Source organism: Arthrobacter sp. PL16 (assembly GCF_035985055.1).
GTDB lineage: Bacteria > Actinomycetota > Actinomycetes > Actinomycetales > Micrococcaceae > Arthrobacter_D > Arthrobacter_D cheniae.
In genome coordinates, this window is the sequence record NZ_JAXCIC010000001.1 from 12,529 (window position 1) to 33,166 (window position 20,638).

24 protein-coding genes are annotated in these 20,638 nt (G+C 67.1%); 13 read left to right on the top strand and 11 right to left on the bottom strand.

Translation table 11 applies throughout. The annotated features are described in order from the left end of the window. Positions 1 to 86: 86 nt before the first annotated feature. The 5 genes from RCH21_RS00075 to RCH21_RS00095 all read left to right on the top strand — a co-directional run bounded on the left by RCH21_RS00075 (position 87) and on the right by RCH21_RS00095 (position 5,204). Positions 87 to 488, top strand: a complete 402-nt coding sequence (locus RCH21_RS00075; protein ID WP_442784635.1) for a VOC family protein — start codon at positions 87 to 89, stop codon at positions 486 to 488. A gap of 191 nt (positions 489 to 679) precedes the next feature. Further along, a complete protein-coding gene (locus RCH21_RS00080) occupies positions 680 to 1,435 on the top strand; it encodes a GAF and ANTAR domain-containing protein (protein WP_326962710.1) in 756 nt (251 codons plus the stop codon). Between the two features lie 122 nt (positions 1,436 to 1,557). Beyond that, entirely contained in the window at positions 1,558 to 2,691 is a 1,134-nt protein-coding gene (locus tag RCH21_RS00085; protein ID WP_326962711.1) for a hypothetical protein, read from the top strand. A gap of 268 nt (positions 2,692 to 2,959) precedes the next feature. Further along, positions 2,960 to 3,616, top strand: coding sequence for a hypothetical protein (locus RCH21_RS00090; RefSeq protein ID WP_326962712.1), 657 nt, complete (start codon positions 2,960 to 2,962; stop codon positions 3,614 to 3,616). A 193-nt stretch (positions 3,617 to 3,809) separates the two neighbouring features. After that, entirely contained in the window at positions 3,810 to 5,204 is a 1,395-nt protein-coding gene (locus RCH21_RS00095) for an acetamidase/formamidase family protein (RefSeq protein ID WP_326962713.1), read from the top strand. A gap of 64 nt (positions 5,205 to 5,268) precedes the next feature. Here RCH21_RS00095 and RCH21_RS00100 read toward each other — a convergent pair whose 3' ends face one another. Beyond that, entirely contained in the window at positions 5,269 to 5,847 is a 579-nt protein-coding gene (locus RCH21_RS00100; protein WP_442784636.1) for a GIY-YIG nuclease family protein, read from the bottom strand. Positions 5,848 to 5,932: 85 nt separating this feature from the next. Between RCH21_RS00100 and alr the strand changes: the two genes are divergently transcribed. From alr to tsaD, 5 genes are read left to right on the top strand one after another with little or no spacing between them, the layout of a single operon-like run. Next, positions 5,933 to 7,096, top strand: coding sequence for an alanine racemase (gene alr / locus RCH21_RS00105; RefSeq protein WP_326962714.1), 1,164 nt, complete (start codon positions 5,933 to 5,935; stop codon positions 7,094 to 7,096). Continuing rightward, on the top strand, positions 7,083 to 7,625 hold the full coding sequence (gene tsaE / locus RCH21_RS00110; protein WP_326962715.1) for a tRNA (adenosine(37)-N6)-threonylcarbamoyltransferase complex ATPase subunit type 1 TsaE: 543 nt from the start codon (positions 7,083 to 7,085) through the stop codon (positions 7,623 to 7,625). The genes alr and tsaE overlap by 14 nt, the downstream gene beginning before the upstream one ends. 9 nt (positions 7,626 to 7,634) lie before the next feature. Further along, positions 7,635 to 8,318 carry a tRNA (adenosine(37)-N6)-threonylcarbamoyltransferase complex dimerization subunit type 1 TsaB gene (gene tsaB / locus RCH21_RS00115; protein ID WP_326962716.1) on the top strand — a complete coding sequence of 228 codons (684 nt, stop codon included), beginning with the start codon at positions 7,635 to 7,637 and terminating at the stop codon, positions 8,316 to 8,318. Beyond that, positions 8,315 to 8,782 carry a ribosomal protein S18-alanine N-acetyltransferase gene (rimI, locus tag RCH21_RS00120; RefSeq protein WP_407923746.1) on the top strand — a complete coding sequence of 156 codons (468 nt, stop codon included), beginning with the start codon at positions 8,315 to 8,317 and terminating at the stop codon, positions 8,780 to 8,782. Before tsaB ends, rimI begins: the two co-directional genes overlap by 4 nt. Beyond that, on the top strand, positions 8,779 to 9,882 hold the full coding sequence (tsaD, locus tag RCH21_RS00125; protein ID WP_326962717.1) for a tRNA (adenosine(37)-N6)-threonylcarbamoyltransferase complex transferase subunit TsaD: 1,104 nt from the start codon (positions 8,779 to 8,781) through the stop codon (positions 9,880 to 9,882). The genes rimI and tsaD overlap by 4 nt, the downstream gene beginning before the upstream one ends. Before the next feature lie 327 nt (positions 9,883 to 10,209). Here the strand turns inward: tsaD and RCH21_RS00130 are convergent, their stop codons facing one another. The 9 genes from RCH21_RS00130 to RCH21_RS00170 all read right to left on the bottom strand — a co-directional run bounded on the left by RCH21_RS00130 (position 10,210) and on the right by RCH21_RS00170 (position 16,768). Next, positions 10,210 to 11,010 (bottom strand): SRPBCC family protein, encoded by an 801-nt coding sequence (locus tag RCH21_RS00130; protein ID WP_442784637.1) that lies wholly within the window; start codon positions 11,008 to 11,010, stop codon positions 10,210 to 10,212. Positions 11,011 to 11,150: 140 nt separating this feature from the next. Continuing rightward, positions 11,151 to 11,540: a nuclear transport factor 2 family protein gene (locus RCH21_RS00135; RefSeq protein WP_120149505.1), complete on the bottom strand. Its 390-nt coding sequence runs from the start codon at positions 11,538 to 11,540 to the stop codon at positions 11,151 to 11,153. 9 nt (positions 11,541 to 11,549) lie between these two features. Beyond that, complete coding sequence (locus tag RCH21_RS00140) at positions 11,550 to 12,434, bottom strand: sugar phosphate isomerase/epimerase family protein (protein WP_326962718.1); 885 nt, start codon at positions 12,432 to 12,434, stop codon at positions 11,550 to 11,552. Further along, a complete protein-coding gene (locus RCH21_RS00145; RefSeq protein WP_326962719.1) occupies positions 12,431 to 13,585 on the bottom strand; it encodes a dihydrodipicolinate synthase family protein in 1,155 nt (384 codons plus the stop codon). The genes RCH21_RS00140 and RCH21_RS00145 overlap by 4 nt, the downstream gene beginning before the upstream one ends. After that, positions 13,582 to 14,769: a Gfo/Idh/MocA family protein gene (locus RCH21_RS00150; protein ID WP_120149502.1), complete on the bottom strand. Its 1,188-nt coding sequence runs from the start codon at positions 14,767 to 14,769 to the stop codon at positions 13,582 to 13,584. The genes RCH21_RS00145 and RCH21_RS00150 overlap by 4 nt, the downstream gene beginning before the upstream one ends. A gap of 133 nt (positions 14,770 to 14,902) precedes the next feature. Continuing rightward, complete coding sequence (locus RCH21_RS00155) at positions 14,903 to 15,202, bottom strand: hypothetical protein (protein ID WP_326962720.1); 300 nt, start codon at positions 15,200 to 15,202, stop codon at positions 14,903 to 14,905. Between the two features lie 144 nt (positions 15,203 to 15,346). Beyond that, positions 15,347 to 15,643 carry a hypothetical protein gene (locus tag RCH21_RS00160; protein WP_326962721.1) on the bottom strand — a complete coding sequence of 99 codons (297 nt, stop codon included), beginning with the start codon at positions 15,641 to 15,643 and terminating at the stop codon, positions 15,347 to 15,349. 103 nt (positions 15,644 to 15,746) lie between these two features. Beyond that, on the bottom strand, positions 15,747 to 16,043 hold the full coding sequence (locus RCH21_RS00165) for a hypothetical protein (protein ID WP_326962722.1): 297 nt from the start codon (positions 16,041 to 16,043) through the stop codon (positions 15,747 to 15,749). After that, complete coding sequence (locus RCH21_RS00170; RefSeq protein WP_326962723.1) at positions 16,040 to 16,768, bottom strand: GAF and ANTAR domain-containing protein; 729 nt, start codon at positions 16,766 to 16,768, stop codon at positions 16,040 to 16,042. Before RCH21_RS00170 ends, RCH21_RS00165 begins: the two co-directional genes overlap by 4 nt. Before the next feature lie 268 nt (positions 16,769 to 17,036). Here RCH21_RS00170 and RCH21_RS00175 point away from each other — a divergent pair, with 268 nt between their 5' ends. Then, entirely contained in the window at positions 17,037 to 17,261 is a 225-nt protein-coding gene (locus tag RCH21_RS00175) for a hypothetical protein (protein WP_120149497.1), read from the top strand. A 26-nt stretch (positions 17,262 to 17,287) separates the two neighbouring features. On the opposite strand, the gene RCH21_RS00180 is transcribed toward RCH21_RS00175, so the two are convergent. After that, positions 17,288 to 18,340: a LacI family DNA-binding transcriptional regulator gene (locus RCH21_RS00180; RefSeq protein WP_326962724.1), complete on the bottom strand. Its 1,053-nt coding sequence runs from the start codon at positions 18,338 to 18,340 to the stop codon at positions 17,288 to 17,290. A 176-nt stretch (positions 18,341 to 18,516) separates the two neighbouring features. Here RCH21_RS00180 and RCH21_RS00185 point away from each other — a divergent pair, with 176 nt between their 5' ends. Next, complete coding sequence (locus RCH21_RS00185; RefSeq protein WP_326962725.1) at positions 18,517 to 19,695, top strand: Gfo/Idh/MocA family protein; 1,179 nt, start codon at positions 18,517 to 18,519, stop codon at positions 19,693 to 19,695. Then, entirely contained in the window at positions 19,692 to 20,633 is a 942-nt protein-coding gene (locus RCH21_RS00190) for a DUF6807 family protein (protein ID WP_326962726.1), read from the top strand. The genes RCH21_RS00185 and RCH21_RS00190 overlap by 4 nt, the downstream gene beginning before the upstream one ends. Positions 20,634 to 20,638 lie beyond the last annotated feature (5 nt).

Below are 20,638 nucleotides of genomic sequence, written 5' to 3' on the forward strand. Positions count from 1 at the left end.
ATCGTTTCCGACGGCGCAGGCGGTACCGGGGTTGACCTATCGGGCACATGATTTGACCACTATCTCGTTGAACGGAGACCAAGACGATGCAGGCAACACCATTTCTGACCTTTCAACCTGCCACCGGTAGTAGCGCTGCTGAAGCAATGATCATGTACGTGGAACTATTCGACGACGGCCAGATCCTTTTCGAGCAACGTCGCGGACTCGGTGACTTCGGGGATGAGGGCACGATCTTTCTTGCCGAGTTCATAGTGGCCGGCCAGAAGTTCCGCTGTAGCGACAGTGCGCTCACTCATGAGTGGAACTTCAGTCCTGCTATCTCCCTGTGGATCGACTGCCCCTCGATCGATGAGCAGCAGAGACTATTCACCGCGTTGGCGGTTGAGGGTCGCGAGCACATGCCGCTCGGTGACTACGGCTTCGGGCCCTTCGGCTGGGTACAGGATCGCTTCGGGGTGAACTGGCAGCTCGCAGCTCCGGCTTAGTTCTGACCGACCCGCTGCACGCGTCTTCGGCGAATAGCGCGGCGTTGGCATCCACTTCATCACTGAGGGCCGGCGTACTCTCCCGCTGTCGTCCTAGTGGCTATTGGTGTCGGCCCACCGAGGACTACGTAATTTCTCAAGGGATCGTTGGGGAAGCTTCGTCGTTCTGGCCTGATGTAGGGTGCCTGTTTATGCCTGATGAACAAGAGCTTGGCCGGGAAACCGAAGATGAACCGCTTGCTGCCGTGTTGCAGGACGTGGTCCTGGATAGCCAGGACGTCAAGGAGTTCCTGACAGGGCTGACAGAAATCGCGGCTTCGGCGTTCTCCGGGTCTCACGGTGAGGTGTTCTGCGGTATCACTCTGCTTCGCCCCCGATCGAAAGTCACCGTTGCCAGCAGCAGCGAGAGGGCCCGCCAGATGGACGAGGTCCAGTACGGTTTCGATGACGGGCCCTGCCTGCGTGCCGCCCGGGAGGACTACACGGTCCACATCCGGGACTTCCTCACAGAGTCCGAGTTTCCCGAGTACCGCCGGGCTATCGCCTCATTCGGTATTCGCTCTGCGCTGGGAATCCCTGTCCGGCTCGACGACGGCGCAAGTGCCGGCCTGGACTTCTACTCCACGGAACCCAACGCCTTCGATGAGAAGGGAATCTCTGTTGCGGAAGGTATCGCCCGGGACGCCTCGAAGTCGCTGCGCCTGGCAGTACGCATCGCGATACTCACCGACGCCACGAGGAACCTTGAAGCAGCGATGACCTCACGCACCACTATCGATCTGGCCGCCGGGGCGATCATGGCGCAGAACCGGTGCAGCCACGACCAGGCCATGGACATCCTGCGCTCGGCGTCATCGACCCGGAACATGAAACTGCGTGACCTCGCCGCTAGCATTCTGGCATCCATCGGACAACCAGCCCCCGTGACCACGCACTTCAACTACTAATCTTGGCTCCTCGGCTTCCTGCACCGGACACCCTCCCCAGCATCAGGTGACGGCCGAATGAACGCGCGCACCATGATGGGTCCCGGCTGTTAGTCTGGCGCCACCGCAGATCAAGGAGCACAGTGACGCCGAGTATCGACCCGCAGAACCTGACGCCCCAGCAGATCGAGCTGATCAACGAGGGCCGGAAGCTCGAGGGTATCGATCTGAGCCTGTTCGGCTACTTCGGCGGCCCCGAACTGCAGGGCGCGTGCATCGGCCGGATGCAGCTCGACGAGGACGGCCAGCTGCCGGCGTCGAACTACGACTCACCCGAGGACCGCCTGAAAGCTTTGGTACTCGCGCAACTCCTCCGCGGAGCGCTACGGCAGTCGGTACCCATCGTCCTGTCCGGGATCTTCGACGACATCTTCGCCCTGCGCACGATCGAGGCCGCCGGCACGGACGTGCAGGGGTACATCACCTCGGCCGGGGCGAACGTGGTGTCCATGCTGCCCTCGGCGTACCGGCGCCATTACACAGCTGACTTCATGCAGCGATTCGCGGTCGTAGCGGCCGAGGTGGCCGCGGAGTTCGAACTCGGATGGGACAGCCCCCGCACCTTCGCCCATGAACTTGCTGCCTATTGCTTCGCCAGGAAGGGTATTCGGCACGCCGACGCCGAATACGACACGAACCTGGGCGCAGTGAACCTCGACCGGATGACCATCGGTCTGCTTGGCGACGGCACAGTGCTGGAGGAGACATACTTTTCTGCCCCGGACGGTCAGGATCCTGAGGCGCCGGCATGGTTCGTACCCTACGACCCGGCGTCGCGCGTGAACGCGTACCTGTATCCGGAAGGGATGCCCACGACCGAACAGGTCGACCTGCTGGAGCATCAGGTCACCAGCGAGGTGCCGGAGAAGTACGCGGGAGCGCATCGGCGCCAGGCGCTGGAGGACGGGACCCTGGTAGACATCAGCCCCTACGCCTCCAGCAGGTACTTCCTGTGCCCGGTAGCCGTCGAGAAGACCATTATCGACTCCCTGGGGTTCACGGGCCTGCCGGCTGATACCGGGTGGGTGGACCTGCTACTACACATCGCCTGGCACGGCGCCGCCGAACACCCTGCCTGGAAGAGCTACGACTACGTCGCATCCGGTTTCGAGGGAGAGCAGGTCTACGTCGCACTGGTCGCCGGGACCGACGGGACGGACAGTCCGGTTCTGACCATCCAGTACCTCGGTGAGGTCGAGGAGCCGGGCGTCGATTAGACGGCAGTGAGTGCGTAGCGGACCTTCACGCTGAGGCCGCACGCTTCGCCGCGGTCCTGCCGGGGGTCGTTCAGGCGCATGCCACCTGGAGGTGCGCCGCCCGACGCTGGAAGCTGCAGAGTCCCCAATGGGGTAGGTGTACTATCTGGGACATCAGCGGAGGTGGGGGACCTTGGAAAGTTCTGTGGGTATGTTCGCAACCGCACGGCATCTCCTTCCAGCAACGTTGGTCGCCGTGGCTTTAGCGGGATGCTCCAGCGGACCCGGGGTGAACCCGGACCCCTCGTCGATAGCCACGTCCGACTCAATCCAGGTCCCGCTCCCAGCCACTGCCGCAGCACCAACGACATCGCCGTCGGTCGAGTACGTCTCGTCCGACGGACCGTTTCCCACCCTGTGCAGCGATATCTTCGGCGAGTTGATAGCCAATGCGGCAGGTGTCGGTGAATTCGGTGCGGCTGTTTTCGTCGACACACCCGACGCTGCGTCCAATGCAGAGTCATCAGTCTGTGCCTGGAGATTTGAGGACCCCGACGCCAGGACACAACTTGGCCTGGAGCCCCCCTCCAGTCGAACCGACTACGACGTGGAAGTTGAGACGAACAAGTACGCGGGGCTCGACTTCCAGGTGGACGACGCCCAGCCGGACGTCCGGTGGACTGACGCAGATGCAGAGATCCTCATCCGCTCATTCGTAGAAGCGCATGAACGCCTGGACAGTGGGACGGAAGTCCCAAGAATTGTGCCTGACAGTAGATATCCGACTGCGAGGCATGGATCCGATGTTGTCACGGCGGTTACCGGTGATCTGTGGACTCGAATAACCTTCTGTGAATGTTTCTCGGCGGTCTGTGGTCAGGCGGCGGTAAGCATCGCTGCAGCTATAACCCCACGCGTCATGGCGGACTCGCCATCGTCCCGGTGAAGGAAACGGTGGAAGGGTGATGCACCGACTGCAGCTGTGATTGCAGCCCGGTCCATCAGTCCGGCCACTCTGCTCGAGGCTCCCACCACACCGAGGGCTTCACCGCTTGGGTCCTTTCGGACTTCTGGCCGAAATCCTCAGGAAATGAGCACTCGGTACGGTCGGCTCTTCAACGCGCGTGGAGGAGATCATCGTGAGTGACAATTTTGGTCGGGATGCAGCGGAGACCCTGGTCAGTGGTCTTGGCAGGCGCAGGTTCATGGGGGTTGTCGCGGCGTTCGGGACGCTGACGGCGGCGACGGGGTGCACCAGTACGCAGGCGGCGGCGCCCGGCGGTTCGGGGACCGCCTCAGCTGCGGGGACCGCGTCAGGGGCCGCGGGGAGCACGCCGTCGGGCGGGTTCGGGGAGATCCTTCAACCCAACAGTGGAACCATCTCCGGCGACGCGTACCTGGCGTCGACCCCGGAGGACGTCCTGTGGGGGTATGTACCTACGGTGCATGCCACTCCGGTGCTGTCGATCCGCTCAGGGCAGACCGTCACGATCGATGCGTTGTCCCACGAGGGGATCCTCGAAGACCAGGGACGGAACCCGCTCGAGTACTTCGGTGGGCTCGGTGTGCCGGAAAGCAGCATCCTTCAGGACGCCGTGAGCATCGCGGCCGAGTACAACAGGACGCCCAGGAACTTCGACAAGGACGGCCCCCATATCGTCACCGGCCCGGTAGCAGTCGAGGGAGCGGAACCAGGTGATGTCCTGAAGATCGAGACCCTCGAAGCAATTCCACGCGTGCCATACGGCGTGGTATCCAGCAGGCACGGCAAAGGTGGCCTTGCCGTGCAACCGGACGTCCTACCACCGGCGGGCATCACCCTCGAGGAAGTGATGCCTCCCGTCACTACTGACAACAGGGCATCAGGTATCCCCTCGGACTACGGGAACGTTTCGGTGTTCACGGCCATCGAAGACGGCAAGGCAGTGATGACCAGTGGTGACATGAAAGTGAGGTTCGCCCTACGTCCCTTCCTGGGAATGATGGGTGTCGCGTTCGCCGAGTCCGATGGACTGACATCACCGGAAGCCAATTCTGTACCGCCCACGCTCGGCGGAGGCAATATCGACATCCGCCACCTGGGCCCCGGATCCACTTTCTACCTACCCGTGAAGGCAGACGGGGCGCTGTTCTACGTGGGTGACCCGCATATGGGCATGGGTGACGGCGAAGTCGCTCTGACTGCAATGGAAGGTTCACTACGCGGCACGTTCCGGCTCACCGTGTGCAAGCCCGGATCAGGAAATGCTCCTTCGGTTGCCTATACGTACCCCTTCGGCGAGACGAAGGACGCATGGATACCGATCGGGCTCTCCGATCCGGACGGTCTCGCTGGGGGAGGAGTCACCGGGGACCTGAACGTGGCCATGCGGCGGGCCATTATCAATGCCCTGGACTTCCTCCAGAATGATCGAGGGATGGACCGCGCCATCGCGTACGCCTATCTTTCCGCCGCTGCGGACTTCGCAGTATCCCAGGTCGTGGACAGGACCGTGGGCGTCCACGGCCTCATCAACAAAGCCGACTTCGCCTAGCGACATCCTGGTGCTCAGGGTCATCAGGCATAGCGGCCTCCATCCGAGGGGAATGGGAAGTGCCTCAGCCACGCAGCGCCGCTGCTTCGCCGAGCCATCGCGCGTACAGCGCCCACGGATCGTCGACGCCCGCGGAGAGGCACCGAACATGCTCCTCTAGCTCCGTTGTCACGGTGAACCACTCCGACCGATCGAGGCGGGAGGCTGCGAACTGGACGTGCCGACGGTGTTCCACCAGCCGGTCGCCGCGTTCGAACGCCAGGAGCTCGTCGTGCCAGATCTTCGCCAGGCGCTGTCGCGGGTTCGCCGTCGTACCGATCTTGATGCGGTCCCGGAAGCGGAGGTAGTAGACGACGTCGACGCGCGGCGGGGGGAGGCCGTCGTCGAGGATGTCGCCGACGCGCCACTCGCAGGCCGCGCAGGCCCAGCCGGACGGATACCGGACACCGAGCCTCGAGCCGCAGGCCCGACAGGGGCTGGGTAGCAGATCCGTGGTTCCCCAGAGCGCATCCGACCATTCGGCCACCAGGGCCACATGCGCCGCACAGAGCGCGAAGGGGGCGTCACCGAGGACGCGGCCGCACGGCCGCCCGTCGTCCGCCGGCAGGACGCAGCCGGACGGAGGGGTCGGGGAATCGAACACGTCGTCGATCCTTCCGGTCGGTCCGGGTCCGCGCAAGCCGACGGCCTGTCCGGGCGGGCAGGGGGCAAGCTGGCAGAATGGCGGGGTGACTTTCCCCGAGCGTGCTGCAGAGATCGACCTCGACGCCCTGCGGCACAACATCCGGCACCTGCGCGATGTCGCGCACCCTGCCCGCGTCATGGCCGTCGTCAAGGCGGACGCATACGGGCACGGAGCCGTGCCGGTCGCACGCGCCGCCGTCGAGGCCGGAGCGGCCTGGCTCGGGGTCGCCCATGTCAGCGAGGGCGTCGCGTTGAGAAAGGCCGGCATCGAGGCACCCATCCTCGCCTGGCTGCACACCTCGGGCACGGACTTCACGGCCGGCGTCGAGCATGGGCTGGACATTGGCATCTCCGGCTGGGAACTGGAGCACGTCGTCGCCTCCGCGCGCGAGTTGGAGCGGCCCGCCATCGTGCACCTGAAGATCGACACGGGCCTCGGACGGAACGGCTGCACACCGGACAGGTGGGACGCCCTGCTGGCCCGGGCCGTGGAGTACCAGGAGGCGGGGCTGATCCGCGTCGTCGGGATCTTCTCGCACCTGGCCGTCGCCGACGAGCCCGCCCGGCCCGAAACCGACCTGCAGGTGCAGGCCTTCCGCGAAGCGGTCGCCGCCGCGGAGAGCGCGGGGATCGACGTCGAAGTGAGGCACCTCGCGAATACCCCGGCCACCTTCTCCCGCCCCGACTGCCACTTCGACCTCGTGCGCGTGGGACTCGGCATCTACGGACTCTCACCCTTCTCCGACCAGGGCTCTGCCGATTTGGGCCTGCAACCCGTGATGACCTTCAGCACCGTCGTCTCGAACTGCAAGGAGGTGCCCGCGGGGCAAGGCGTGTCCTACGGGTACGCCTACCGGACGCACAAGCCGACGACGCTCGGGCTGATCCCGGTCGGCTACGGTGACGGCGTGCCCCGCATCGCGACGGGAGCGCCGGTCCTCGTCGGCAACCGCATCCATCCCGTGGTCGGGCGGATCGCGATGGACCAGCTCGTGATCGACTTCGGGACCACGGGCCTGGTCGATACCCCGGACAGTCCGCTGGGGAAGCGCGCGGTGCTGTTCGGCGGAACGGACTCGCCTGCCGTCGAGGATTGGGCTGCCGCTGCCCAGACGATCAACTACGAGATCGTCACCCGGATCAGCAACCGCGTGGAGAGGGTGTACCTCGAGGCACCACGGGAGGAATCCGCTGATGGATATGCCTGAGTGGAGCGCCGCGTTCGAGGTCCGCTCGGCCGCGCAGCTGCAGCTTCTCGCCGGGAAGCTGGCGGTGCATCTCCGGCCGGGTGACCTGCTGGTGCTGTCCGGTGAGCTGGGCGCCGGCAAGACGACGTTCACGCAGGGACTCGGGCGGGGGCTCTCCGTCGCGGATCGGATCATCTCGCCCACTTTCGTGCTCGTGCGCCAGCATTCGGCGGTGGGCGGCGGACCGGGCCTCGTCCACGTCGACGCCTACCGGCTGGAGAGCGCTGCCGCCGTGGACGATCTCGACCTCGAGGCAACCATGGCGGCCAACGTCACCGTCGTCGAGTGGGGAAGGGGCCGGGTGGAGCACCTGAGCGAAAGCCGGCTCCACATCGACATAGGGCGCCCCCTCGGTGGCGGTTCAGGGGGTCTCCCCGCTGCCCTGACCACCACGTTCGACGACGACGGCGAGGACGAGGTACGCAGCGTCACCCTCTCAGGCTTCGGTCCGCGCTGGCTCGGACGGCAGCCGGCACTGGCGCTCGACTAGGCTGGACCGGTGCTTCTCCTCGCCCTCGACACCTCCGCCGCGGCAACCGTCGCGCTCCTGCACGACGACGTCGTCGTCGCCCGGTTCAGCAGTGCCGACACCCGCTCGCATGCCGAGGTCCTCGCCCCGGCCGTGCAGCGCATCCTCGCCGATGCCGGTGTCTCGGGCTCCGACCTCGATGCCGTCGTCGCCGGAGTGGGACCGGGTCCGTTCACGGGCCTGCGCGCCGGACTCGTCACGGCGAGGACTCTCAGCTTCGTGTGGGGCGTCCCGCTCCACGGAGTCATGAGCCTCGAAGCGCTGGCGTACGACGCCGTGGCGGGCGGCGTCCTCGCGGACGGGCGCGGTTTCCTCGTCGGCACGGATGCGCGCCGGGGAGAGGTCTACTGGGCGGCGTACCGAGCTCCCGCTTCCTCCGGCCGCCGGCTCCCGGAACTGGTGAGAGGTCCACACGTAGGCGCGGCGAGCACCCTCCCGAAGGGTCAGCCGCTGGTGGGCCGTGCTGCGAGCCTGTACCCGGACGACGTCGAGGGGGTCCAGGCGTTCGCCGCCGCTGACCCTGACGCCGTGTCGCTTGGCCGGGTCGCCCGATCGCGGCTGCTCGCCGGCGAGCCACTGCCGGACACCACGCCGCTGTACCTGCGTGATTCCGATGCCAGGGTCCCCGGTCCACGGAAGCGGGCGACGGCGTGAACTTCACGCTGCGGGACCTCGCGTTCGAGGACATTGAGATGATCGGGCGGCTCGAGAACGAGCTGTTCCCGACCGACGCCTGGCCTCTCGAGATGTTCTACGCCGAGTTCTCCCGGACGGATACGCGACGGTACATCGTGGCGGAGGTCGATGGCCGGGCCGTCGGATACGCGGGTGTCATGGTGATCGACACGACGGCGGACATCCAGACCATCGGCGTGCTTCCCCGCTTCGAGGGTCAGGGCATCGGGCGGGCCATGCTCACCGAACTGCTCGATGAGGCCCGCCGCCGTGGGGCCGACAACGTGATGCTCGAGGTCCGTGCCGACAACCCGCGCGCTCAGCAGCTGTACACGAGGTTCGGCTTCGAGAAGATCCACACGAGGAAGACCTACTACCGCGACGGCGTGGACGCCTGGGTCATGCGACGTGTCCTGTCGGACGGCGGAGGCACCACGCCATGACAGCCATGCAGCCCCTGGTCCTGGGGATCGAGTCCTCCTGTGACGAGACCGGCGTCGGTATCGTCCGCGGTACTCAGCTGCTGACCAATACGGTGTCCTCCTCGATGGACGAGCATGTGCGCTTCGGTGGCGTCATCCCCGAGATCGCCTCGCGTGCCCACCTCGAAGCTTTCGTGCCGACCCTGCAGGCGGCGCTCGACGACGCCGGGGTCACCCTCGATGAGATCGACGCCCTTGCCGTCACCGCGGGTCCGGGTCTCTCGGGAGCCCTGATGGTCGGTGTCTCCGCCGCCAAGGCGCTCGCCGTCGCCACGGGCAAACCGCTGTATGCCATCAACCACCTCGTGGCGCACGTGGGCGTCGGGATGCTCGGCGGGACCTTCGCGAACGGCCTGCCGCCGAACCTGGGCGCGCTCCTCGTCTCAGGCGGGCACACGGAGATCCTCCGCGTCGGTAACATCGCGAGCGACGTCGAGTTGCTGGGATCCACGATCGACGACGCCGCGGGCGAGGCCTATGACAAGACAGCGCGCATTCTCGGCCTCGGCTACCCGGGCGGCCCGGCCATCGATCGTCTGGCCAGGGAGGGCGACCCGAAAGCCATTCGTTTCCCCCGCGGCCTCTCGCAACCCAAGTACATGGGTACGGCGGAGGAGCCCGGACCGCATCGCTACGATTGGTCCTTCAGTGGGCTCAAGACCGCGGTCGCGCGCAGCGTGGAGCAGTACGAGGCCGCCGGACTCGAGATTCCGGTCGCCGATATCGCCGCGTCCTTCCAGGAAGCCGTGGTGGACATCATCACCATGAAGGCCGTCCTCGCCTGTCAGGAGCACGGCATCTCGAACCTGCTGCTCGGGGGAGGGGTGGCGGCGAACCGGCGGTTGCGCGAGGTGGCTGCCGAGCGCTGCGCCGCTGCGGGCATCACCCTGACCGTGCCGGCGCCGTCGCTCTGCACCGACAACGGCGCCATGGTCGCCGCCCTCGGTGCGCAGATCGTGCTGAACGGGGGGCTGCCGAGCGGCATCGCCTTCGGGCCGAACCCCTCGTTGCCCGTCACACGCATCGTGATCACCGGCGAACCGGGGCCCGACGGGCTCTAGACACCCGACGACTGTGACCGCGTCTCCGTCGAGCTCGAACGGTGGGAGGAACAGGAGCGCGAGCGCCCTGCCGGGTCTGCCCGCCGCTCCTCCTTCCGAGACAACACGCTGAAGGATGTCCTGATCCGGAACGTCCTGCTAATGCGCACAAGCGGAGGTTGTCGGCCATGCTCGACTAAGCCGGATTCCCGATGAGATATGCCGACCGGGCTGCGGCTGGGGCTCCGACCCCGATGCCAGCCCTCCGGCTCGGGGTCACGGTGGATGAAACGGCAGTGGGCCGGATCCCCACGGGGGATCCGGCCCACTGCGTTGCACCAGGTGGAGCTAGAGGGAGCCCCTGCGGTCGGTCGCGTTGCCGTCCAGGAACGTGTCGTCCTGGAGCCCCGCGCTGTCCGAAGGGACGCCGGTTCCCGGGACGCCGTCGACGGCGGGAACAGGATCGACATCGATGACGTCGTCGTCCACCATGATCGGCGTGGACTCCGGCACCACCGGTGCGGAGTCGACCACGGGCACCGACTCGACCGGGGCAGATTCGACCGCGGTCTCCTCGTCGTGCTTCTTGCCGGCAGCTGCCGCGGCGACGCCCGCAACCGCGGCCGCCGCTGCGACGCCCACTCCGGCGGCAACCTTGCCGGAGACGCCGGCCTTGCCGCTGTCACCGCGTGATGCCGCAGCATCATCCACAGTCGGGGTTCCCGCCGTGCCGGCGACGGATCCGCGCCACGCACCGGTGGCGTAGCTTTCGGACTCGATAAATTCCTTGAATTTCTGCAGGTCCGCCTTGGCCTGGTTCTCGACGACGTTCAACTTGTCGCCGACCTTCTCGATGAGTCCCTCGGGCTCGTACTCGAGGACGAGATTGACACGGGTGGTCCCGCCGAGGTCCTCGAAGGATACGGTGCCTACGTTGGTTGCACCTTCCGTCGCAGCCCACGAAACCTTGCGGTCGGGCACCTGCTCGAGGACTTTCGCCTCCCACTGGCGCCGGATGCCGCCGATCTCCGCGACCCACTCCAGGCGATCGTCGCTGAGCTGCGTGATCTGTTTGATGCCGCCCATGAACTGGGGGAATTCCTCGAACTGCGTCCACTGGTTGTACACGGTCGTCACTGGAAGATTCACTACAACGGTTTCTTCGACCTTCGTGCTCATCATGCCTCCCTCAGATTGTGCGTACGGTCGCTGACCACATCATCATCAGCATGCTTAGCTTATGGTCTGAGATCGAGTCCCGCCAGTGCCGCACATCGCCAGGAATGCCGTCAGGAAGGCGGATCGCCGACCGTGGCGTATTTCCTGCGCCAGTCGCGGCCTTCCTCGCCGCCGTACATCGTCCAGTACTCGCGGCCAGAGGTGATGACGTCGTCGGCCACGGTCCAGAAGGACACGACGCGGAAGATGCCTACGTCCTCCTGGGGCACCTGGACCTCGGAGACCACGACGTCGCCCGCGTCATGGATGGAGAGGACATCGATGCTCCAACCATTGGGTTGCTCGGAGTTGACGGCGACCATGTTGTCCCGGCCGCGGATGATCTCGCGCGTGACGGGCCAGAAGACCTCCACGTCCTCGGCGAGCGTCTGCCCGACGGCGTGCCAGTCCCTGCTCCACACCGACGACCAGTACCGCCGGACGACCTCGGTAGATTCCATAGGCCGATGCTACCGGCGAGCGCCCGCTTGGAGGAGGTGCGGAGAGACCGCTGACCCGAACCCTTCGATGGTCCTTGCGATGGCCGTACCGGGTGGTGTGTCCCAGATCTCCTGGTTGAAGATCTCCACCTCGATGTCGCCCCGATAGCCGGCCTCCTGCACGTCCGCAGTGATGGCCGCGAAGTCGATGACCCCGTCGCCCGGGTAGTGGCGGGCCAGCAGCACATCGGCAGGCAGGGGAGTCTGCCAGTCACAGACCTGGTAGCTCGCGATGCGGTCCTCCCGCCCTGCGCGGGCTATCTGCTTCGTCAGCTCGGGGTCCCACCAGACGTGGAAGGTGTCGACGACGACGCCGACCACCGCGGGAGCGAAGGGAGCGGCGAGGTCGAGTGCCTGCCCGAGTGTGGAGATGACGGCACGGTCCGACGCATACATGGGGTGCAGTGGTTCGAGGGCGAGCCTGACGCCGGCCGCCTGTGCCTCCGGCGCGAGTTCGGCGAGGGCATCCTCGACCATCGAGCGTGCCCCGACCAGGTCCCTGGAACCCTGCGGGATTCCGCCGGCCACCATGACGAGTACGGCCGCAGAGCCGGGGGCTCCTGCTGCAGCGAGCTGCGCGGTCTCCTCGATGGCCCTCCGGTTGTCGTCCATGGCCACCCGGCGGGCCGGACCCTCCGGGACCGTGAAGAACCCGCCGCGGCACAGGCTCGAGAAGCGGAGCCCCGAGCCGGCGAGGAGTCGTGCAGCCTCGGGTAGTGATGCGGCCTCGACCGAATCCCGCCAGAGGCCGATGCTCGTGATCCCGGCGTCGGCCGTGACCTGCAGGGCCTCGGCGAGGGGTGCGTATTTGATGGTGGCCTGGTTGATGGACAGGCGTGGATCCGGCGTCGTCATGCCGCCACCCCGCTGACCCGCAGGAAACCGTGCCAGCGCTCGCGGGCGAGGTCCGGCCGCTCGAGCCCGCCGCACTCGTTGGCGAGGCGAACGATCTCCGAGAGGTGCGGCAGGCTGCGGGCAGTATGCAGGCCGCCGACCATCCCGACACCGGGCTGATGCCCGTTGAGCCAGCTGAGGAAGGCCACACCCGTCTTGTAGTAGAACGTGGGCCGGGCGAAGATCTGGCGGGACAGCGCCTCGGTGGGGCCGAGGATCCGCTGGTAGGCATCGTGGTCCTCGGCGTCGAGCGCCTGCACCGCTGCCGAGGCGTGCGGTCCGAGGGCGGCGAAGGCGCCGAGCAGGGCGTGGGAGTAGCCCGAGGAGTCGCCGCCGATGAGGGACACGTAGTTGAAGTCGTCTCCGGTGAACATCCTGACGGGCGCATTGAGCTGCGAACGGACTGCACGTTCCGACCCGGCATCCAGCAGGCTCATCTTGACGCCGGCCACCTTGTCGGGGGAGTTGGCGATGATCTTGAGCAGCGTAGACGACGCCGCCTCCGTGTCGGTCGAGCCGAAGTAGGTCCCGAGCTCGGGATCGAAGGCGCTGCCGAGCCAGTGCAGGATCACGGGAGCTCCAGCGGCGGCCAGCACCTCGGAGTAGACGCGCTCGTAGTCCTCCGCCGTCCGGGCGGCACGCGCGAGGTGCCGGCTGGCCATCAGGACGACCGACGCTCCGGCGTCCTCGGTGAGGTGCAGCTGCTCCTTGTAGGCGTCGATGACGGCGTCGAGCGTGATGACGGCGTCATCCACGTGGTCCGTGTTCACTCCGACAACCAGGGCCCCACCGACGGAACGGGCTTCCGCCGCGCTGCGCGAGATCAGCTCCCGCGTCGCGGCGGGATCGAGTCCCATGTTCCGTTGGGCGGTGTCCATGGCATCGGCCACGCCGAGGCCCCAGGACCAGAGGTGGTGGCGGAAGGCGAGCGTCGCGTCCCAGTCGAGGTCGGCGGGGGCGCCCGGCACGTTGTCCGACGTGGTTCGCGGAACTACGTGCGCGGCCGCGTACACTGTCCTGCTGGCGAGCGGCGCGGCCGGCCTGGTGAAGGCGGGTGCGGGATTCAGTTCGACGGCGGAGGTGGACCCCGCCGCATCGACGAGCGTGATCATGCCAGGGTGACCGCGTCCTCGAGGGGGAGTGCAGTGGTGCGCACGTCCTCCAACTCGAGCCGGCGCCCCGAACGCGAGCTCTCGAGGCCCTGCTCGGCGAGGTACATCCCGCGGGCTCCGGCCAGGAAGTCGTAGGGGTGCGGTGCATCCTCGAGGACGTGGCGGAGGAAGTCCTCCCACTGTGTCTTGAAGCCGTTCTCGAACACCTCGTTGGTGGGGACGTCGATCCAGTCGGCGTCGTAGTCGTGTGTGTCCTCGAGGTCGGGGTTCCACACGGGCTTCGGAGTGGCGTTCCTGGGCTGGATCTTGCAGCCGAACAGGCCGACGACGGCGGAGCCGTGCGTGCCGTCGACCTGGAACTGCACGAGCTCCTCGCGGTTCACGCGGACCGTCCAGCTCGAGTTGAGCTGCGCCACGATGCCGCCCTCGAGTTCGAACACGGCGTACGCGGCATCGTCGGCGGTGGCGCGGTAGGGCAGGCCCTGTTCGTCGACGCGCTCGTCGATGTGCGTCACGGCGCGGGCGTACACGGACTCGACCTTGCCGAAGAGGTTCTCCAGTACGTAGCTCCAGTGGGGGAACATGTCGACGACGATCCCGCCACCGTCCTCGGTACGGTAGTTCCAGCTGGGGCGCTGCGCATCCTGCCAGCCGCCCTCGAAGACCCAGTAGCCGAACTCGCCTCGGACGGAGAGGATCCGGCCGAAGAATCCGGAGTCGATCAGTCGCTTGAGCTTCTGCATGCCGGGCAGGTACAGCTTGTCGTGGACCACGCCGTTCTTGATGCCGGCAGCTTCGGCGAGGTTGGCCAGCTCGAGGGCGTCGGACGCCGTCTCGGCGGTGGGCTTCTCGGTGTAGATGGCCTTGCCGGCTGCGATGGCCTTGCGGATCGCGGCCGAGCGCGCCTTGGTCACCAGGAAGTCGGCGTAGATCTCCCAGGTGGGGTCCGCGAGGACGCTGTCCAGGTCTGTCGAGTAATGCTCGATGCCGTGCTTCGCCGCGAGTTCCGCGAGCTTGGCCTCATTGCGGCCCACCAGGATCGGCTCCACCTGGACGCGCGTACCGTCCGAGAGGAGGACCCCGCCCTGGTCGCGGATCGCGAGGATGGAACGGACCAGATGCTGCCGGTATCCCATGCGTCCGGAGACGCCGTTCATGATGATCCCGATTGTCCTCGTTGACATTGATACTCCTTGGTTCCGGCGATTTCGCATAGGTCCTAGCGTTTCGGAAAACGCTTACCGTGAGTGTAGGGGAAGAAGCAGGGAGGGGCAATAACACATACCGGAACGATGGTTCATGAGGTTTCCGTGCCCGTCACGCGTCGGGAGCGGAACGGCGCGGGAGCTCGCGCCGCGTGCACTGGTCCGGACGAACCCACGCCTCGCGGGCGATCGAGAATTCGACCCACTGTGCCAGCACCGCCGTCGATGTCCAGGCCATCGCGAAGCCACGGACCGTCTGGCGGGAGCCCGTCGTGTACTCGAGGTCCACCCACAGGGCCGGGGCAGGGGAGGTCGATTCCGTGATCCCACTCGTCGGCGCTTCGAGCTGGACCGGCGGGACGAACTGGTGTGTCGTCGGCGGTAGGCCGTGCCAGCCGGCGGCCCTAGCCATGAAGGACGTTCCGGGGTGCCACGAGGAGTGCAGTTCCGGTGGGAGCCGGGCGGGCGGACGCGAGGACGGACGAAGCATCAGTGTTCGACGTCGTCCGGTCCATGCCACCACTCTACGAGCGTGGCGGCGGCGGAAGGGCCCGGGTCAGGCGGCGTGCGGCGTCCGGGGAGCCAGCGCCCGACGTCGGCACCGCGCTGCGTCCACCCACGCCTCCCGGGCACGCGAGTATTCGATCCACTGCGCAAGGACCGCGGACCCTGTCCACGCCATGGCGAAACCCTTCATGGTCCTCGTGGAGCCATCGGGATAGTCCAACTCCACCCAGAGCGCAGGGGAACGCACCGCCTCGGTGATGTTGCCCTCGGGGGTACCGAGCTGGAGCGGAGGGATATACCTGTCCGTGCTGGGTGGGATGCCGTGCCACCCCGGTCGTTCTGCCATGCGACGAGGGTATGTCGTCGGTCCGACACCCTGGCCGGAACGGGCACGGCCCGGAGGGGCGTGGCCCGGGCCGGGGACGTCCGGGCCGCCTGCGCCCGCGGCACTACTCCGGTGGACCGTCAGCCGGTCCGGCATGGGCACGGATCATGTCGTCGCAGAACGGGGCGCGCCGCCTGGGCGGGAGGTCGTCGATCAGTTCGTTCACGGCGAGGGCGAGCAGGTCGCATTCGAGCGGCGGCAGGGGTATGAGACCTGCCAGGTACGCCTCGATCTCGTACTCGTCGACCTCGCCACTGAGCGAGAAATAGCGCAACCACACTTCACCGACGGTAAAACCGGACTCAACAATGGCAGCATTGATGAGAGCCCGGTGTTGCTCCGCGAACGGGAAGGTGGTCACCGTGCCTCACTTTCCTCCGAGCCACCATGGCCGTTCACGATATTCGCGGTGAGCTGGCTGAAGGGGACTCGGGTGGCGCGTGCGCGGGCGGTCAGGGCGACGGCCGCCTCGTACTCGGTGAGCCCCTCGCGCTGCATGAGAATTCCCTTCGCTACCCCGACCAGGTCCCGCGAACGCAGGGACGCCCGAAGCTCACTGCTGATGCGCGTCGATGCCTCGGTGGTCTGCACATGCCCGAGGAGGGTAGCGGCGGCCACGGCAAGGTTCTCCAGCCGGGCGCGGTCGGCATCGTCGAAGACCCCTGGCATTGTCGAATACACCTTCATGGCGCCGATGGACTCACGTCCGCGGAGGAGGGGGACACTCAGGCATGACCGCACTCCCGCCTTCGCGGCTTCGGTGCTCCAGCCGGGGAAGCGCTGATCGGAACTGGTGTCCCTGATGGTGATCGGGGACCGCGTGGACCACGCTGTGAGACAGGGGCCCTCACCCAGGGTGTACTGGAGGTCGTCGGCGGTGCGGACGAGCGCGTCGGTCGCGCCGACGCTGACCCGGTCCGATGCGTGAATGAGTGAAACACCGGCACCGAACGCACTCGGCGTGGTCTCCCGCGCGACCTGGGCCAGGAGGTCCACGGCGTGCTGAGCGCTCTCCTGCGTCAGTACCAGACCCCGGATGCGGCCAAGAGTCGCACCCAGCTCGCTGGACAGGGGTAGTGGATCCATCAGTAGCCTCGAACGTCATGCCAGGCTTGATACTGGCGCCACGGGCCTCCTGCTAGACCACGATCGCGCGTTTCCGGCGATCCGCTGTATCCAGTCTAGCGGGGCGGATGACGGTTTCCTCGGTCGAGTGGAAGTCTTCTACAGCGAGGGACAGCTGGTTAGGATTATCGCGACGAAGTCACCGTCGCGGCGCCCAAATCCTGGCTTCGCAACGTGCATGTGGCGGCGGGCAGCCGTCCATCGATCGAGTGAGAGGGACTCCACAGCGATGACGAATGATTATCTGCAGAAGATCCGCGTTGCCGCGGCGGACAAGGAGGACATCGAGTTCGAGCTCGACCGCGCCGAGTTGATGCTGCAGGAGGCTGTCACCGAGGCGCTCAGTCACGGCGAGGACATCGCCGCGGTTGCGGAGGTGGCCGAACTGCCTCCCGAGGACGTCGCGAAACTGCTGGTCCAGAAGGCCGAGCCGGGCCCGGTCCTGCCGTCCTGACCCGCACCTCCCCCTGCCCTGAACCATCAGCGCCGTGGTGTGCTGCCCCGGATGATCGTCTCCGTAGGGATGGCCTCCGGTCCCGCGCCGACCCCGGCCGTCCCGCCGTCGTACGCGGTTCCCGTAGCGAGCTGGAGGGCGCGCCGGCCCACGTCTTCGAGCGGGATCCGGACTGTGGTGAGGGCGGGCGTGATGTCGCGGACGGTAGGGATGTCGTCGTAGCCGGCGACGCCGATTCCCGTACCGGGGACTATCCCGGCGTCACGCAGCGCCGAGACGACGCCGACCGCCATGACGTCATTGACGGCGAAGACGAGGTCCACGGACGCGCCCGATGCGAGCAATTCCTGCGTGCCGCGATAGCCGCCGTCACGCGTGAAGTCGGCGTGGATGATGCGCTCGGGCGGCAGCGTGATGCCGTGCTCCGACAGTCCTTCGGTGAAGCCGTCGAGCCGTTCCTCCGCGGTCCTGATCTCGGGTGGGCCGGCAATGACCGCGACGTCGCGATAACCGAGCCCGGCGAGTGCGACTGCGAGGTCGCGCGCTCCGCCGTAGTTGTCGAGGAGGACCGTCGCGAACGGAGCCGCGTCCTGGCTGATGAAGGCAACCTTGCCGCCCGTGTCCTCGAAGGAGGACAGTTCTAGGCGCAACTGCTCCTCGAAGGCAGATCCCGTGGTCCGGGAACCGGCAAGGATCATCACGCGCGGGCGCTGGCCCCGCAGGGCCCGCACGGTGTCCAGCTCCCGCTGGGCATTGCGACCGGTGACGGCGATGGTCACCACCAGCCCTTCCTCGCTCGCCGCGTTGATGACGCCGGCGGCGATGCTGGAGAAGTAGGGGTCGGCGATGTCGGCGACGAGCAGCGCGACTGTGGTGGTGCTGCCCTTGGCAACGGCTTGCGCGAAGAGATTGGTGGTATAGCCGAGACGCTGGGCGGCTTCCACGACACGCTGCCGGTAGGCTTCGTTGACCTTGCGCGCACTGCCGTTCAGGGACCTCGACGCCGTGGCGAGGGAGACCCCGGCCTCGCGGGCGACGTCGTGCAGCGTTGCGGGACTCTTGCTGGCCGGTGCCGACATCGCTCGTACTCCTGATGGTGCGGGTGCAGGCCGATCCGGCCACGCCCTTCGAATTCCTCGGAAAAGGCCATTGTCGCATGATGGGATGAACCGCTTCAGCCCGCCGTGCCACTCCGGTAAGCGCTTTCTCTGCTAGTGTTCCCGAGATCGCAATCCTGTCCGACGATGGAGGAACCGTGCCCCTGCCGAGTCCGGCCGACGTGTCCGCGCCGTTCGCGGAAGCAGACGGCGAGGCGGACGCCGCCCTGGCCCGTCCGCTTCGCGCGGCCATCCTCGGGACCGGGGGCGTCGCGCACCTCCATGCAGCAGCCCTCGCTGCTTCGACTGCCGTGCACCTGGTGGCCGCTGCCGATCCCTCGGAGACGCATCTCGCGGCGTTCGCCGCCACGTACGACCTGCCGTCCCGCTACTCCTCACTGACCGACATGCTCGCCGCAGAGGAGGTCGACGTCCTCCATATCTGTACCCCGCCAGGGGGGCACGCCGAGCAGGCGTCGGCGGCGTTCGCCGCAGGGGCGCACGTCATCGTCGAGAAGCCGGCGGCCCTCAGCCTGCGCCAACTCGATGACATGATCGACGCCGGCCGGGCAGCGGAGCGTGGACTCGCCGTCGTCTTCCAGCAGCGGTCGGGTTCGGCTGCCGCCTGGGTGAAGGACCTGCTGGATTCCGGCGTGCTGGGCCGGCCCCTGTCCGCACTGTGCCAGACGCACTGGTACCGCACCGCCGACTACTTCGCCGTCCCGTGGCGTGGGACCTGGGCTACCGAGGGCGGTGGCACCACCCTCAGCCATGGCAGCCACCAGATCGACCTGCTGGCCTACCTCCTGGGCGAGTGGCGGTCGGTGAACGCGATGCTGTGGCGACTGCAGCACGACATCGAGACGGAAGACCTCTCGCACGCATCCCTCGTCTTCGAGTCCGGCGCTGTGGCTTCCGTGGTCTCGACGGTCCTCGCTCCACGGCAGTCCAGCCTGATCCGCATCGACACGGAGAACGCGACGATAGAGCTGGAGCACCTGTACGGGCACGGTCATGCGCAGTGGAAGATCAGCCCCGCGCCGCACATCGATGAGGACACCGCCGCGTCCTGGCGCCTGCCCCAGCACGAGATCCCGAGCGGGCACGATGCCCTCCTCGCCGAGATCTACGCATCGCTCGTCGCCGGACACGGGATGCCCGCGGTCGTCGCCCATCCGAGCCGAGCCCTCGAGATCGTGACGGGCATGTATGCCTCCGCCCGCGAGAGCCGGTGGATCTCCCGCGCCGACCTCGCCGAGCCCGCGCTGCGCGGCTCCCTGGCCGGACCCGTCATCGAGGCGCGGACCGGCGAGCATACGGGCGGTGCGACGGCGTGAGTGGAGCCGTCGACGTCCTCACTCAGGATGGGCGCACGGCCGGCGTCCTGCTCGACGGCGGGGGAGAGCCGTCCGCGCATTCCCCGCGCCCCTTCCTGCATCCGGTCCTGACACCCGGGGGACGCACCGTTTCCGACTACCGACCGGCCGACCATCCCTGGCACTGGGGCCTCGGGATCGCAGTCGCGACGATCGACGTCGTCGGGCAGGAACACCCCGTCAACCTGTGGGGCGGCCCCACCTACGTCCGCGGCGAGGGGTACGTGCAGCTGGACAACAACGGCTCCCAGCGGCTGCGTCACGACGCTACTAGCGAGGACGCGATGCGCCAGCAGTTGGCGTGGTGCGCTGCCGACGGTACGGCCTTCCTCTCCGAGGAGCGGACCTGGAGCGTGGAGGCGGTGCCGGTGGACGGCGTCGAGTGGTTCCGCACCACCGTTCGCAGCAGGTGGAGGAACATCAGTGGGGGAGAGCTGGTATTCGGGAGCCCGACGACGTCCGGCCGTCCTGATGCCGGCTACGGTGGGTTCTTCCTGCGCCTGGCACCGACCTTCGACGGCGCCGACGTCGTCGCGGCGGACCCGGACGTCGACCGCCTGCGGGCCCCAGGGACCGGAGTCCGCGTCCATGAGGCGCAGGCCATGGGCAGCACCGGACCCTGGCTGGGTATGAAGTCGGTGGACGCCTCGGTCCTCATGGTGCAGGAGCCCGGCAACCCTGGTGGATACTCGCCCTGGTTCGTCCGGAGCACCGGAACGCCCATGCTGTGTGCGGCGCCGTTCTTCCGGACCGTGATGCGGCTGGAGCCGGCCGGGATCCTCGACTGGTCCTGGTCCCTCCTCGTCGCCGACGGGGCGGTGGGGGAGGAGGCGTTCGCGGAAGCGGCGCGAGTGGCTGTCCTGCCGCGCCGAGGATCAGCCGACACTACCGCCGCTTAGGCTGT

What these genes read in the sequence shown, in the direction of transcription:
- RCH21_RS00075 (WP_442784635.1), top strand. Translation starts at nt 87, where the DNA reads ATGCAGGCAACACCATTTCTGACCTTTCAACCTGCCACCGGTAGTAGC.
- RCH21_RS00080 (WP_326962710.1), top strand. Translation starts at nt 680, where the DNA reads ATGCCTGATGAACAAGAGCTTGGCCGGGAAACCGAAGATGAACCGCTT.
- tsaE (WP_326962715.1), top strand. Translation starts at nt 7,083, where the DNA reads ATGGATATGCCTGAGTGGAGCGCCGCGTTCGAGGTCCGCTCGGCCGCG.
- tsaD (WP_326962717.1), top strand. Translation starts at nt 8,779, where the DNA reads ATGACAGCCATGCAGCCCCTGGTCCTGGGGATCGAGTCCTCCTGTGAC.
- RCH21_RS00135 (WP_120149505.1), bottom strand. Translation starts at nt 11,540, where the DNA reads ATGGAATCTACCGAGGTCGTCCGGCGGTACTGGTCGTCGGTGTGGAGC.
- RCH21_RS00140 (WP_326962718.1), bottom strand. Translation starts at nt 12,434, where the DNA reads ATGACGACGCCGGATCCACGCCTGTCCATCAACCAGGCCACCATCAAA.
- RCH21_RS00145 (WP_326962719.1), bottom strand. Translation starts at nt 13,585, where the DNA reads ATGATCACGCTCGTCGATGCGGCGGGGTCCACCTCCGCCGTCGAACTG.
- RCH21_RS00150 (WP_120149502.1), bottom strand. Translation starts at nt 14,769, where the DNA reads ATGTCAACGAGGACAATCGGGATCATCATGAACGGCGTCTCCGGACGC.
- RCH21_RS00155 (WP_326962720.1), bottom strand. Translation starts at nt 15,202, where the DNA reads ATGGCTAGGGCCGCCGGCTGGCACGGCCTACCGCCGACGACACACCAG.
- RCH21_RS00160 (WP_326962721.1), bottom strand. Translation starts at nt 15,643, where the DNA reads ATGGCAGAACGACCGGGGTGGCACGGCATCCCACCCAGCACGGACAGG.
- RCH21_RS00170 (WP_326962723.1), bottom strand. Translation starts at nt 16,768, where the DNA reads ATGGATCCACTACCCCTGTCCAGCGAGCTGGGTGCGACTCTTGGCCGC.
- RCH21_RS00175 (WP_120149497.1), top strand. Translation starts at nt 17,037, where the DNA reads ATGACGAATGATTATCTGCAGAAGATCCGCGTTGCCGCGGCGGACAAG.
- RCH21_RS00180 (WP_326962724.1), bottom strand. Translation starts at nt 18,340, where the DNA reads ATGTCGGCACCGGCCAGCAAGAGTCCCGCAACGCTGCACGACGTCGCC.